The following is a 13,258-nucleotide window of genomic DNA, read 5'->3' as shown; positions in this document are numbered from 1 at the left end:
CTAGTAGCCTGATCCTATATCTTAAGAGAACTAACCTGTGACACTTCACCGTACTTGGATGGAAGTTAAAGCCCTTCTTGCTCTTGGCTTTCCCATTATGCTGACACAAATCGCCCAAGCCTCTATGGGCTTTGTTGATACATTGATCGCGGGACAATACAACACTCTCGACTTAGCAGCTGTCGCACTCGGTTCAAGTATTTGGTTACCAATTTACCTCGCAGCTACTGGCATTCTCATGGCAACAACACCATTAGTTGCTTTTGCCTCAGGCTCAAACACAACACATGGTGTTCTCAGTATATTCAGACAAGGCATATGGGTAGCAATTACCCTAGGCATAATTAGCGTATTTATACTTAACTCCACAACATGGATACTTGATTTCATGGGAGTTGAAACATCTTTAGCTGCAAAAACTCAAGAATATCTTCAAGCAATTTCTTGGGGGTTCCCTGCGCTGCTGATTTATCAATTACTGAGGAGCTACTTTGAGGGCCTAGGAAAAACACGCCCTGCAATGCGGATTGCATTTCTTGCACTATTTCTCAACATTCCTCTTAACTACTTGTTTGTTTTTGGTAAATTAAGCTTTCCAGAGTTAGGCGCTGCGGGATGCGGCTGGGCCAGCGCATTAGTAATGTGGGTAATGCTAGCCTGTGGCTTAGCTGCTATTAAGCGAAACCCTCAACTGCAACTACCAAATGAAACAAACCCTCGCTGGCTAGATACTCACGAATTGCTTAATTACCTGAAATTAGGTATTCCTATGGGTTTTGCTATTCTAATCGAAACCAGCATGTTTTCTGTTATCGCACTATTACTCGCGCCACTAGGCACACTCGTTGTTTCTGCCCATCAAATAACAATGACATTTTCTGGTTTAATATTCATGATCCCCCTAAGCATAGCCATGGCTTGCACCATTCGAATAGGCCAGCTATCGGGCGCTAACGAGCCTAAAAATGCCTGGTTTAGTGCAAAAACCGCCATACTAGTAACGACAAGTATTGCCGCATTTACCAGCATCACTATCTGGCTCCTTGCCACTAAAATTGCTCAGATATTTACATCAGAGCCCTACTTAATTGAGCTTGCTGCAAGCTTGCTCTTAATAGCCGCACTCTTTGAAATATCTGATGCACTGCAGGTTACAGCGGCAGGCGCCCTTCGCGGCTACAAAGATACGAGCATTCCGCTGCTAATAGTATTCATAGCATACTGGGTAATAGGCTTACCACTGGGTTATATACTTGGTTTAACTGATTTACTTCTGCCGGCAATGGGAGCAGCGGGGTTTTGGTACGGATTGGTAATAGGGTTATCAGTGTCAGCTGCACTGTTGATCGTCAGGCTAAAGAGAGTTGCTCAACATGCGCATATATAGCGCATGCTTTTACTGCATATGTTTACTGCTACTAAGTGCTTGCGGTAACGAGACTCCTGAGAGGCAGCTCATGCAGACTTATACCAAACGCGTAGCGAATGTACTTAATGAAGAAATAAAGGCTCCCACTGCTGCAAGTCAATTACCGGCACTACCTCCACAAAAACTTCGCCATCAAACCACCACAGATATTAGGGAAGGCATGCTCGATGTGCTTGATTTTAGTTACTGTGGTTTGTTGCCATTAATTGCATCAAGAAACAGCTCACTGGGAATAGTTGCACAACCCTCCCAACGATTGATCTACGAAATAGAGTTTTATCGTAAACTTACAAAGTGCTTACCCCTTCTTGAGAAAGATCCAATACTAGACCACGAATTAAAGGCCCGCATAAAAGCCGTATATACCATAAAAACTCAAAACCTACCCAAAGTAATCTGGAATGCGCTTTACACAGGACAAGAAATCGAGGCATCACTTGCACTCAACCTTCCACCTCTTCCTTTACAAAAGTCTAGTCACAGCGAAGCCTTAAGGGCTTTAAATAAGCTCTATTCAGTAACAAATATATTAAATAAAGACTCCTCTGCAGATAAACTCTCTCTAGATAGGATAGAAGAAAGTTTCGCTGCCATTTATCACGCCCCACTTGGCACACCTTTGCTAAAATCGCTCTTGTTACTAGAAGCAACACTCAATGACGTAGCCGAAATAATTAACACTCGATTATTACGCAGACCACTCTGTTTCCCAGGCATGCAAAACCCACAAGCGGATATTTTGAAGAACATATTTACCGAATATTATGCACGCCAGATTCAGCCTTATATGAGCAAGACACACCGCATTGGTGAGCAATGGTTTACCCTTCATGAGATAACATTAAAGAAGCTACCTATCCCCAACAATATTGAGTCTTATGTTGCTCAGGTATTTTTGAAAGACTCAAGTAGCAGTATATGGAACCGCTATATTGCTGCACGAGATAAACACACTCATGCTTGGCAAACCATCCTCAAACAATGCCAATTAATGCCATCTCGTTCTAACTAAATAGCGTTCACCTTGAAAAAATCACATTCTTCTACCATGCTGCATGCATTACTCCTGCACCATAAGGTTAACCGTGCTTAATAACCGCTTTTACATCGCTGAAAAAAGACGGTCCAAATCATCAAAAGCAAACAGTTTTGTTTATGCATTCATTACCTTAGTCTGCTTAACTACCTCCATGTTTGCTTTAAGCGAAATAAGTATCCGACTCAGCAATGCCTATATTCATAAACTCGGGGATAAATACGGTGCTAAAGCAGAACTACGACTACAAGCATGGCAGAATTTAATTGCAGAAATAGTCGATATGCCGGAAAAAGAAAAGCTAAGGCAAGTAAATGATTTTTTTAACCAAGTACGGTTTTTAGACGATATAAAACATTGGGGGAAAAAGGACTACTGGGCAACACCCGTTGAGTTTCTCATCAGTAATGGCGGCGATTGTGAAGACTTCTCTATTGCAAAATATTACACCCTCAAAGAAGTGGGCGTGGATATCACCAAGCTCAGCATATCCTACGTTAAAGCATTAGAATTAAACCAAGCGCATATGGTGCTTACTTACTACGAAAGCCCTAGCGCTATACCCGTCGTACTCGATAATTTAATCCCAGAAATAAAACCGGCCTCACAAAGGACTGACCTTTTACATGTATATAGCTTTAATGGTGACAATTTATGGCTATCTAAAAAAGGCCGAAGAACAACCCTAGTAGGTACATCAGACCGCTTGGGCCCATGGGTACAGTTAAAATCAAGACTAGAGAATAACCGTGTTAATGTTAATTAATTTAGAACCAAGGAGCGCCATATGTCATTACTCAATCAACTAATTGCTGCGGTTTTCGCCGTACTGATTGGCTTGGTGTCTGGCACTCTGTACATCATGTCCGACAGCTCAAAAGGGATGTTATCTCACCAGCTTGAGTCCCACGGTCAAGATACCGCTACACACTTAGGCTTATATCTTGCCCCGTATATAGCAAAGAAAGACACAGCAACAATAGAGACCACTATCAATGCTATTTTTGACAGCGGCTTCTATCAAAAGATTGAAGTGCTCGATGAGCAAGGAAACGCCCTTTTTGTTTCAGACGCACCATCACCTATTCCTGAAAGCGTGCCTGGATGGTTTTTGCGCCTCGTACAGTTTACGCCACCGTCAATGGAACGCGAAATTAGCCACCAATGGCGCAAAGTAGGCAAGGTAAAAGTGCAGGGCCGCGCAGGCTATGCATACGAACAACTGTGGAAAGGTGCCGAAAAAACGCTGCTTTGGTTTATATCATTATCCCTCATTGCGGTCTTCTCTCTCAGCTACCTCCTTAGATTCATTCTGCACCCTCTTAAAGGTGTTGCAGAGCAAGCAGCGGCCTTATCTGAGCGAAAGTATGTTGAACAAAAACACATTCCCAAAACTCAGGAGCTAAAGGTTGTCGTAGAAGCAATGAACAGAATGGTACGTCGCGTACAACGCACTTTTGACGAGCAAACACGCAACATAGAAGATTTACGCAAAACGGCCTACCAAGATAATTTGACAGGTCTTGCAAACCAACGATCAACCCAAGCACAATTAAGTGATTGGCTTGATTATCGTAAAGACTTTGGCCCCGGAACTTTTCTTTACCTGCATATCCCTAATTTACACGCGCTCAACGAAAAAATTGGTGAGGAAAACGCTAACAATTTTATACGCTATATAGGAGCACAGCTCTCTGACCTAACGACGCAATATCAGCAACATATTATAGGTCGACTTTCTGGAGCAGACTTCATTGCCCTTCTCCCTATTACTGATGAAGAAACCATTAAGCGCACTATTAATCAGCTTAATGAATCAATCAATATAAGAGCTAATTTTCATGATGCTTCACCAAACCACATACCTGTGCACATATCAGTAACACAAAGTAACGAAAACACATCGGCGGCACAGCTCTTATCAGAAGCGCGTATATTGATAAAACAAGCAGTAACAGAGAACATAAGCATCAAATACCCTGAGCAATTTTCTGGTACACAAGCCGCCTCAAGTTCATGGCAGACCCATGTAGCCAATGCCATCAACACCAAACAGGTCTTTCTTCAATTTCAGGTAGTCATTTCAAGTAAGGGTGACAATGTTCTACAACGCGAACTACTCGCACGCATTCTCAATAGAGAGAACATGCCTTGCTCAGCCATTGAATTTATTCAGGTTGTAAAAGAATTAGGGTTAATTGAAGCACTGGATAAGGCAGTATTAGAACGTGCCATTGACTATATTCAACACAACCCAAAATGCCCACCACTGACCGTCAACTTCAGCCAACAAACCATTCACTCAGAAAACTTTTCTTCATGGATAAGAGAACAATTAAGTAAACGAAACCTAAAAAATCGACTCAACATTGAAATTAATGAAACAGCTGTACTCAACGACATAGCTCATATTGTTGAATTTCGAGACCTCTTAAAACAAAGCGGTGTTGGCTTTGGTGTTGATAATTTCGGCATTCACCCCAGCGGCTTTAGCTACCTATACGCAGTCCAGCCTGACTACATTAAAATAGATGGATCTCTGAGTCGTGAAATTGATAACAGTGCTGAGGACCGCTTCTTTATAAGCAGTCTAATTACAGCCGCTCACAGCTTAGGCATTCAGGCATATGCGGAACGTATTGAACGGGAAAGCCAAACAGAGCAACTGAATCAACTTAATATTGATGGCTCGCAAGGCTTTCTGCATGGCAGACCAGAAGCTTTAGTTTAAAGCGCTACAGCGCTACTCATAACCACTTAACCAACGAGAGAGGTTTGTTAAATCCATTGCTCCAGCCTGGCGAGCCACCTCTACCCCCCGATTCAACACAAGCAACGTTGGAATACTACGAATAGAGTAGCGCGCGGCAAGCGCCTGCTCTACTTCAGTGTTAACTTTAACAAACCGAAAGCGCGGCTCAAACTGTTTTGCCGCCTGCTCAAAAACGGGTGCCATCATTTTACACGGTCCACACCAGGATGCCCAAAAGTCGACCACAACGGGTATATCACTAGACTTAACAAGCTTATCAAACTGAGCCATTGTCAATTCAACTGGGACACCTTGAAAAAGTAAGACACGGCAACGACCACAGACCGGCTTAGCTGTAAGTTTTTCTGTAGGAACACGATTGGGTGTTTGGCAAGAGGGACACGAAATCAATTTAATCTGAGACATAAAACACCTTATATATGAGCTAATAACTATATAAGGTGCTTTGGAAGGATTACAAGGTGTGGCTTATCGTTTATTCAACGCGACCAACTGATCCAGTTTATTATGCAAGCGGTCAGCTTTCTCAGTCTCACGCTGCTGTTTTTCTTTTTCACGCTGTTGTTCACGGCGGTGCTGATGAAACTCTTTTAGCTTACCTTTGGCATGCTCTGCTTCTTCAGCAGTTACCTGCCCCTGACCTTCACCTTGCAAGTTAACCCGATCAGCACCTTCTTGCAAAGATCGAAAATACTGTGGAGAACGAACATAAGATGCCAATGCTCTTTTAATTTTGTTTTTTGCAACTTTATCATCAGCGATCAAGTCATCTTGAATACCAATCTTCAGAGGCCGTACGTTGTCACGATTAAAAACCTGAGGGTATGTTTCCATTAAAAGCTGAAGTGCAGCCTGATTTGCAGCTCTATTTTTCGCTTTACTTTTACTTTTTGGTATCACTACGTCGTTCACAACATTTCTCTCGATCACTTTGATATTCGAACAGCTGTTTTTAAGCTCTAAATTGCCTATTAACCGTTCGCACTCATCAACTACCCGCAATGTTTGCGTTACTGCGGCTTCAATATCGTTAAACACTATATCAGCTGCCTTTACGAATATAATAGCTGAATGTTTCATTTTCGCATTCATTGACCTGTTCAACCAGCTCATGCCCAAGAAATGTACAGAACTTGGGTATGTCACGCTGAGTAGATGGGTCTGTTGCTAAAACCAACAACATCTCACCTACCTCAATTTCACGCACCTTGTTATGCAGCATCATTACTGGATCGGGACAATATAAGCCCGTAGCATCCAATAAATGATCTTCTTTGATACCAACCATTTCACATCTCGATCTATAAACAGACCTATTGTCTCAAATAAAACACAGCAGTGAAAGCTGGTACTTGCCAAAGTATGGGTTTGTGATTTCCTAACGAGGGTTTATGCTTAAACAATAGCGATGAATTAAGAGGGAACAACACTATGATTAAAGTAATAATTGAGCGTCATATCGCTGATGAATTAGGTGAGCATTACGAAAAGACAGCAAGAGCCACCTTACAAAAAGCAATGCAAGCACATGGCTTCATCTCTGGCGAAGCACTAAAAGACTTTAATGACCCTAACCATCGAATTGTTATTGCCAATTATAGAACGATCCATGACTGGCAACATTGGCTAGGCTCAAGCGAGCGTAAAGAGATGATGGAACAAATTAGACCGATGCTCGACCGAGAAGAAAAGTTCACCATTCTTGAACACTAACAATCAACCTAATGACTAGACCGTCTAATCTTATCAAGCATCACATCCATGGCGTAACGCATATGCTCTTGCTGTGTAAAACCTGAAACTTTTCGAGGTTTTAAGTCATGATTGCCATCTGCTAACCAGTAAAGCGACACAGCAGGTGGCAACGAGTACCCCAGCACTTCCTCTTTTGTTCCCATAGGATCCCTCTCGCCCTGAAACACACATAACGGTTTTGTTAAATCACCCATATGCTCAGTACGCGTAGTGAGTAACTTACCTACGGGGTGAAAAGGGTAACCAAAAACAAAACAAGCAAGTGCAGGCGTATCTTCTAATACCATTGAAGCAATTCGTCCTCCCATAGACTTGCCTGCCAAAAACAAGGGCACTGAGTCAGCAAACACCTTAACTACAGATTTATAAGCTTCTAATAGCTTATCAGCTCTATTTGGCGGCCTTCTCTTGCCATCAAGACGCCTTTGTTGCATATATGGAAATTCAAACCTAACAACCTGTACGCCGTTACCCGCCAAATACTTAGCGACCTCTTCAAGAAATTCGCTTTGCATGCCTGCACCAGCACCATGAGCCAAGATTACACGACCTAAAATAGGCTCCCCATCAATTAAAAGATCCAAATAAAGTCACCTCAAAGAATAAAACGCTGTCTCACGCTATTGTAGGGCTTGATTTAGATCAAGCAAATGAGAATTAAGAAACGACAAAACCACGCCTAAAGTAGCAGAAGAAAACTCAAATTGCCGCTAAAGTACACAGTAGACAATTGTAGAACAGCTGCCAGTTAAATATTTATTCTAAAGTAAATCAATAAGATAGAAGCATTTAATAGAAAAAACTAATCTACATATACAATATATTTACCAGCCATTTTGTGCGACAATGCGCCACACTCAACGCCTGAACCTCGTTGAAAACGCAAGGCTATTCCAAGATAATTGCCTGTGGAACTGTACTATCAAACCAAGCTTTTGGATGAGAGCCTGACATGAGCACTGTAACTGAACACCCAACTTATAATTACAAGGTTGTGCGCCAGTTCGCCATTATGACGGTGATATGGGGTATCGTCGGAATGACAGTTGGCGTCTTAATTGCCGCACAACTTGTATGGCCGGCACTAAACTTTGACACATCATGGTTATCCTACGGACGTCTACGTCCGTTACACACCAATGCAGTTATATTTGCATTTGGTGGATCAGCGTTGTTTGCTACATCTTATTATGTAGTTCAACGTACCTGCCAGACACGCCTATTTTCAGACGGCCTTGCGGCTTTCACGTTCTGGGGATGGCAGTCAGTTATTCTTTTAGCAGCGATAACCCTACCTCTGGGCTTAACGTCTTCTAAAGAATACGCCGAGCTAGAATGGCCAATTGACATATTGCTTGCTGTTGTGTGGGTTTCCTATGCAATCGTATTCCTTGGCACTGTCAAGAACCGTAAAACCTCACATATTTATGTAGGTAACTGGTTCTACATGGCTTTCATTATCACTGTAGCGGTTCTACACATTGTTAACAGCATGGCTATGCCTGTTTCTATGTGGAAATCTTACTCGCTATACCCTGGCGCTGTTGATGCCATGGTACAGTGGTGGTATGGCCATAACGCAGTTGGGTTCTTCCTAACAGCAGGTTTCTTAGGAATGATGTACTACTTCGTGCCTAAGCAATCAGAGCGCCCTATTTACTCTTATCGCCTATCAATCGTGCATTTTTGGGCACTGATTGCTACCTACATGTGGGCTGGTGGTCATCACCTTCACTATACTGCATTGCCAGATTGGACTCAGTCTGTAGCAATGGTTATGTCATTGATTCTATTAGCGCCGTCTTGGGGTGGTATGATCAACGGTATGATGACACTATCTGGCGCATGGCATAAGCTGCGTACAGATCCAATACTTCGTTTCTTGGTCGTATCTCTTTCCTTCTACGGTATGTCTACCTTCGAAGGCCCTATGATGGCTATTAAAACTGTAAACGCACTGTCTCATTACACAGACTGGACAGTAGGACACGTACACGCAGGCGCTTTGGGCTGGGTTGCAATGATCTCTGTCGGTGCAACATACCACATGATTCCAAGACTGTTTGGTAAAACACAAATGTGGAGCGTTGCTTTAATCAATACTCATTTCTGGCTAGCTACGGTTGGTACTGTACTTTACATCTGTGCGATGTGGGTAAACGGTATCCTACAAGGCTTGATGTGGCGCGCAGTTAATGAAGATGGCACGCTAACATACAGCTTCGTTGAAGCACTTGAGGCATCTCACCCAGGTTACTTCGTTCGCTGGTTGGGCGGTATATTCTGGCTATCAGGTATGCTTCTAATGGCTTATAACACTTGGCAAACTGTTCGCAAGAACAGCAAAGCTCCAGTAGCTGATGCTACTGCGCAGGTTGCATAAGGCTGAGGAGCAGAATAATGATTAAGCATGAAACAGTAGAAAAGAATATCGGCCTAATGGTTTTGTTAATCATCATTGTTATCAGTGGTGGTGGTCTAGCTGAAATCGTACCTTTATTCTTCCAAGCATCAACAACTAAGCCTATCGAGGGCCTACGCCCTTACAGTGCTGTTGAGCTAGAAGGCCGTGACATTTATATCCGTGAAGGATGCCATGTTTGTCACTCACAGATGATCCGCCCATTCCGTGCTGAAACTGAGCGTTACGGTCAATTCTCTACCGCTAATGAGCAAGTATGGGAACATCCGTTCCTATGGGGCTCTAAGCGTACAGGACCTGATCTAGCTCGTGTCGGTGGCCGCTACTCAGACGACTGGCACCGCGCTCACCTGTACAACCCTCGCGATGTTGTACCTGAGTCTAAAATGCCATCTTATCCTTGGTTGTTCGAAGACAAGTTAACGGGTAAAGATACTGCTACCAAATTGACTGTTATGCGTAAATTGGGTGTTCCTTACACTGACGAGCAGATCGCTAGTGCTCAGGATGATGTAGCAGGCATATATGAAATCGAAGCACTGGTTGAATATCTGCAAGTACTGGGAAAAACCCATTCTGTCTATAACAACAAACGGTAATCACTAGTGAGTTACGATGTTTACGGCCCATTCATACCGGTGATTATGCTCATCACCTTTATCGGACTTTTTATCTGGGTTTTACTGCCCGGCAATAAAAAACGATTTGATGATGCATCTCAACTACCCTTCGCTGATGAAGCGTCGGGTAATTCGGATGAATCGACCCCGAACAGGAGAGTAGAAAAATGAGTGCTTTCTGGAGCGCATGGGTAACAATAATTACCCTAGCAGTAATTTTTGGCTGTACTTGGTTACTCTTACAGACACGTAAGGGTGAAACCTATAAAGAAGAAACTGAAGAAACTGTCGGTCATGAATTTGACGGTATTGCAGAACTAGACAATCCTTTACCAAAATGGTGGTTCCAGATGTTTATGGGCACTGTCATTTTTGGTTTAGTTTACTTAGCGCTATATCCTGGCCTAGGTAACTTCAAAGGCTTACTAGGCTGGACGTCCACTAATCAGTGGGAAGAAGAGATGGCACATGCTGATGAAGTATATAAGCCAGTCTTTGCTAAATACGCCACCTTGTCTGTAGAAGACCTACAAAAGCCAGAGAACGAAGCAGGCCTGAAAATGGGCCAGCGCATGTTCGCTAACAACTGTTCTGTTTGCCACGGTACAGCAGCAACAGGCGCTCACGGCTTCCCTAACCTGACAGATAATGACTGGTTGTATGGTGGATCTCCTGCCACACTAACTCAGACTATTCTTAATGGCCGCCAAGGTGCGATGCCTGCATGGGGCGCAGTACTGGGTGAAGAAGGTGTTCGCGACGTTGCTAGTTATGTGCGCACGCTAAGCGGCCAAGAATCTGACGCTGATGCTACTGCACGCGGTAAGACTCAATTCCAAGCACTTTGCACAGCTTGTCATGGTGTTGACGGCAAAGGAATGCTAGCACTTGGTGCTCCAAACCTTACTGATAATACATGGCTATATGGCGGCTCTTTTGAGGATATTGCTCACACCATCCGTTCTGGACGTAATGGTGTAATGCCTGCTCATAAGGACCTGCTTAGCCAAGACAAAGTTCAGCTAATTGCAGCTTACGTGTATAGCTTGTCTAACAAGTAATTGACAACTATCAATAAAAAGGCGATGTGAAGAAATTCATATCGCCTTTTTTTGTAGACAACATTATAATATGCAACTTCTCTAATAGATAAGTTGGCCCAGTAGGCTAATACCTAACAATTAAGCTTGCGAGCACAGACATGAACCAGATACCTGTAAAAGATGTCACGCCAAAAGACAGCGGCAAAAAAGAGACCTACGAGCTCTACGCAAACCGTGAACATATTCATGTAAAGTTCTACAAAGGGATCTTCAAAAACTTTCGCGTTATTTCCGGCTCAATAATGCTACTCATGTTTTATGCATTCCCGCTAATTGAATGGAACGGAAGACAAGCCATTCTCTTTGATCTACCCAGTCGCCAGTTTCATGTATTTGGGATGACATTTTGGCCCCAGGATTTCATGCTGCTGTCTTGGCTGCTAATTATTCTCGCATTCACACTTTTCTTTGTGACTGTATTTGCCGGACGCCTTTGGTGCGGCTACGCGTGCCCTCAGTTTGTCTGGACTTGGCTATTCATTTGGGCTGAGCGTATCGCTGAAGGCGATCGTAACCAACGAATGAAACTCGACAAAGCACCGTGGAGCGCTTCCAAATTCCGTAAAAGAGCAATTAAACACGCGTTATGGCTATTTATTGCCATAACCTCAGCCGTAGCATTTGTCGGCTACTTCTCCCCTATTCGCCAACTTGTTAGTGATTTAGCTTCTTTCTCTCTTGGCCCATGGGAGATGTGGTGGATTGGTTTTATTGCGGTAGCAACTTACGCCAATGCAGGCTGGCTTCGTGAGCAGGTATGCATTTATATGTGTCCTTATGCACGCTTTCAGAGCGTAATGTTTGACCAAGATACTCTTGTTATCTCCTATGATGAAAAACGTGGAGAGAGCCGCGGAAAACGCAAAAAGAATACCGATTACAAAGCTGAAGGCATGGGCGACTGCATTGATTGCGGATTCTGTGTCAATGTTTGCCCAGTAGGCATTGATATACGAGATGGCTTACAATATGAATGCGTTGCTTGTGGTGCGTGTGTTGATGCTTGTGATGACATCATGGACCGTATGGGATATGAAAAAGGCTTAGTACGCTATACAACGGAGCACCAATTAGAGGGTAATAAAACTCACCTCTTACGGCCTCGCCTGATAGGGTATTTGCTAGTACTTATAGCTATGTGTATCGCCTTTGGTTACACCGTCTTCAGCCGTGTGCCTCTTGAAGTCGACATTTTACGCGACCGCGGGCAACTCTATAATGAAACATCTAATGGCCTGATTGAAAACGTTTATAAGCTTAAACTGGCTAATAAAGAGCAGCAAGATCATGACTATCGAATTAGCGTTTCTGGTGTTGAAGGTATGCAACTAATTTCAGAGCCTGTAGTCACTATCAAAGCGGGCGAGCTACTTGATTACAACATTCGTATTCATTTGAACAAGGAAGAGATCAAACGCCCTAATTATGATATCCAGATTACAGTCGAAGCACTGGATGACAGTAGCATATCTATTACTGAAGAAAATCGCTTCATTGGCCCTGCGCCACGTCGATAACCGACCTGCGCATTAAATATAAGTTACAATAGCTGCTTTCTGAAAAGACAGCAGCTATTTTTATGACACAAATACATATGACCGAAGATGAAATTCAAGCAGCAAAACCTTGGTACAAACAACCTTGGCTTCTTTTTATTCTGACGCCAATATTCGCCGTAGTGTTCTACGGTTTTGGCTTTCTTTATCTGTCGATCGTCACAATGGACGGCGTTGTAAAAGATGACTATTACCGCATAGCCAGAGGCTATGAACTCAACACTGAAAAAAATCAAAATGCGATTGATCAAAACATAGTTGCAGAGCTTAAATTAGACGATGTAACCGGCGATATCATGGTCAAGCTGAATGGTCAGCTGACTAATGTACCTGAGCTCCTTACATTAGATATTGTCCACCCTACTCACCAAAAATACGACCAAGAAATCACTCTTAAAGCGATTGGCTCCCAACAACTATACTCCGGATCATTGGCCAACCCGCTCAAAGGAAAGCGTTATCTTTTCCTGTTTCCAGCGGATGAAAACTGGCATCTTCGCAAAGAGATCCTTCCACCTTATGAGCAACGCAGCTTTGAACTAAAGCCAAATTTATAAGGCACGC

Annotated in this window: 15 protein-coding genes; 11 read left to right on the top strand and 4 right to left on the bottom strand. The window is 43.2% G+C overall.

Annotated elements, in window-relative coordinates; translation table 11 throughout:
• Positions 1 to 37 precede the first annotated feature (37 nt).
• From NEJAP_RS06520 to NEJAP_RS06505, 4 genes are all read left to right on the top strand, one after another.
• A complete protein-coding gene (locus NEJAP_RS06520; RefSeq protein ID WP_236591092.1) occupies positions 38 to 1,387 on the top strand; it encodes an MATE family efflux transporter in 1,350 nt (449 codons plus the stop codon).
• A gap of 70 nt (positions 1,388 to 1,457) precedes the next feature.
• On the top strand, positions 1,458 to 2,441 hold the full coding sequence (locus NEJAP_RS06515) for a DUF3080 family protein (RefSeq protein ID WP_201349844.1): 984 nt from the start codon (positions 1,458 to 1,460) through the stop codon (positions 2,439 to 2,441).
• A gap of 73 nt (positions 2,442 to 2,514) precedes the next feature.
• Complete coding sequence (locus NEJAP_RS06510; RefSeq protein ID WP_329610939.1) at positions 2,515 to 3,231, top strand: transglutaminase-like cysteine peptidase; 717 nt, start codon at positions 2,515 to 2,517, stop codon at positions 3,229 to 3,231.
• A gap of 21 nt (positions 3,232 to 3,252) precedes the next feature.
• Complete coding sequence (locus NEJAP_RS06505) at positions 3,253 to 5,196, top strand: EAL domain-containing protein (RefSeq protein ID WP_201349843.1); 1,944 nt, start codon at positions 3,253 to 3,255, stop codon at positions 5,194 to 5,196.
• Between the two features lie 12 nt (positions 5,197 to 5,208).
• Here the strand turns inward: NEJAP_RS06505 and trxC are convergent, their stop codons facing one another.
• From trxC to tusA, 3 genes are all read right to left on the bottom strand, one after another.
• Entirely contained in the window at positions 5,209 to 5,643 is a 435-nt protein-coding gene (trxC, locus tag NEJAP_RS06500; RefSeq protein WP_201349842.1) for a thioredoxin TrxC, read from the bottom strand.
• Between the two features lie 63 nt (positions 5,644 to 5,706).
• On the bottom strand, positions 5,707 to 6,318 hold the full coding sequence (locus tag NEJAP_RS06495) for a ProQ/FINO family protein (RefSeq protein WP_201349841.1): 612 nt from the start codon (positions 6,316 to 6,318) through the stop codon (positions 5,707 to 5,709).
• Positions 6,281 to 6,526, bottom strand: a complete 246-nt coding sequence (tusA, locus tag NEJAP_RS06490; RefSeq protein WP_201349840.1) for a sulfurtransferase TusA — start codon at positions 6,524 to 6,526, stop codon at positions 6,281 to 6,283. Before tusA ends, NEJAP_RS06495 begins: the two co-directional genes overlap by 38 nt.
• Before the next feature lie 143 nt (positions 6,527 to 6,669).
• Here tusA and NEJAP_RS06485 point away from each other — a divergent pair, with 143 nt between their 5' ends.
• Positions 6,670 to 6,951, top strand: coding sequence for an antibiotic biosynthesis monooxygenase family protein (locus NEJAP_RS06485; protein WP_201349839.1), 282 nt, complete (start codon positions 6,670 to 6,672; stop codon positions 6,949 to 6,951).
• Positions 6,952 to 6,959: 8 nt separating this feature from the next.
• Here NEJAP_RS06485 and NEJAP_RS06480 read toward each other — a convergent pair whose 3' ends face one another.
• Positions 6,960 to 7,577, bottom strand: a complete 618-nt coding sequence (locus NEJAP_RS06480; RefSeq protein WP_236591091.1) for an alpha/beta family hydrolase — start codon at positions 7,575 to 7,577, stop codon at positions 6,960 to 6,962.
• Between the two features lie 368 nt (positions 7,578 to 7,945).
• Here NEJAP_RS06480 and ccoN point away from each other — a divergent pair, with 368 nt between their 5' ends.
• The 6 genes from ccoN (at position 7,946) to NEJAP_RS06450 (ending at position 13,251) form a co-directional block, all read left to right on the top strand.
• Entirely contained in the window at positions 7,946 to 9,376 is a 1,431-nt protein-coding gene (gene ccoN, locus NEJAP_RS06475) for a cytochrome-c oxidase, cbb3-type subunit I (RefSeq protein WP_201349838.1), read from the top strand.
• 17 nt (positions 9,377 to 9,393) lie between these two features.
• Complete coding sequence (gene ccoO / locus NEJAP_RS06470; protein WP_236591090.1) at positions 9,394 to 10,014, top strand: cytochrome-c oxidase, cbb3-type subunit II; 621 nt, start codon at positions 9,394 to 9,396, stop codon at positions 10,012 to 10,014.
• A gap of 6 nt (positions 10,015 to 10,020) precedes the next feature.
• Positions 10,021 to 10,206 carry a cbb3-type cytochrome oxidase subunit 3 gene (locus NEJAP_RS06465; RefSeq protein ID WP_419197845.1) on the top strand — a complete coding sequence of 62 codons (186 nt, stop codon included), beginning with the start codon at positions 10,021 to 10,023 and terminating at the stop codon, positions 10,204 to 10,206.
• On the top strand, positions 10,203 to 11,096 hold the full coding sequence (ccoP, locus tag NEJAP_RS06460; RefSeq protein WP_201349837.1) for a cytochrome-c oxidase, cbb3-type subunit III: 894 nt from the start codon (positions 10,203 to 10,205) through the stop codon (positions 11,094 to 11,096). The genes NEJAP_RS06465 and ccoP overlap by 4 nt, the downstream gene beginning before the upstream one ends.
• 140 nt (positions 11,097 to 11,236) lie before the next feature.
• Positions 11,237 to 12,655 (top strand): cytochrome c oxidase accessory protein CcoG, encoded by a 1,419-nt coding sequence (ccoG, locus tag NEJAP_RS06455; protein ID WP_201349836.1) that lies wholly within the window; start codon positions 11,237 to 11,239, stop codon positions 12,653 to 12,655.
• 62 nt (positions 12,656 to 12,717) lie between these two features.
• Positions 12,718 to 13,251: a FixH family protein gene (locus NEJAP_RS06450; RefSeq protein WP_236591089.1), complete on the top strand. Its 534-nt coding sequence runs from the start codon at positions 12,718 to 12,720 to the stop codon at positions 13,249 to 13,251.
• Positions 13,252 to 13,258: the final 7 nt, after the last annotated feature.

Origin of the sequence: Neptunomonas japonica JAMM 1380 (genome assembly GCF_016592555.1) — a bacterium.
In the GTDB taxonomy this organism is placed as follows: domain Bacteria; phylum Pseudomonadota; class Gammaproteobacteria; order Pseudomonadales; family Balneatricaceae; genus Neptunomonas; species Neptunomonas japonica_A.
Note: the sequence above shows the minus strand (reverse complement) of the source record. Positions and strands in the feature narration are given on the sequence as shown.

Excerpts from the sequence above, each read along its gene's own strand:
- NEJAP_RS06515 (WP_201349844.1), top strand. The coding sequence starts at position 1,458 with ATGCAGACTTATACCAAACGCGTAGCGAATGTACTTAATGAAGAAATA.
- NEJAP_RS06505 (WP_201349843.1), top strand. The coding sequence starts at position 3,253 with ATGTCATTACTCAATCAACTAATTGCTGCGGTTTTCGCCGTACTGATT.
- trxC (WP_201349842.1), bottom strand. The coding sequence starts at position 5,643 with ATGTCTCAGATTAAATTGATTTCGTGTCCCTCTTGCCAAACACCCAAT.
- NEJAP_RS06495 (WP_201349841.1), bottom strand. The coding sequence starts at position 6,318 with ATGAAACATTCAGCTATTATATTCGTAAAGGCAGCTGATATAGTGTTT.
- tusA (WP_201349840.1), bottom strand. The coding sequence starts at position 6,526 with ATGGTTGGTATCAAAGAAGATCATTTATTGGATGCTACGGGCTTATAT.
- NEJAP_RS06485 (WP_201349839.1), top strand. The coding sequence starts at position 6,670 with ATGATTAAAGTAATAATTGAGCGTCATATCGCTGATGAATTAGGTGAG.
- ccoN (WP_201349838.1), top strand. The coding sequence starts at position 7,946 with ATGAGCACTGTAACTGAACACCCAACTTATAATTACAAGGTTGTGCGC.
- ccoO (WP_236591090.1), top strand. The coding sequence starts at position 9,394 with ATGATTAAGCATGAAACAGTAGAAAAGAATATCGGCCTAATGGTTTTG.
- ccoP (WP_201349837.1), top strand. The coding sequence starts at position 10,203 with ATGAGTGCTTTCTGGAGCGCATGGGTAACAATAATTACCCTAGCAGTA.
- ccoG (WP_201349836.1), top strand. The coding sequence starts at position 11,237 with ATGAACCAGATACCTGTAAAAGATGTCACGCCAAAAGACAGCGGCAAA.
- NEJAP_RS06450 (WP_236591089.1), top strand. The coding sequence starts at position 12,718 with ATGACACAAATACATATGACCGAAGATGAAATTCAAGCAGCAAAACCT.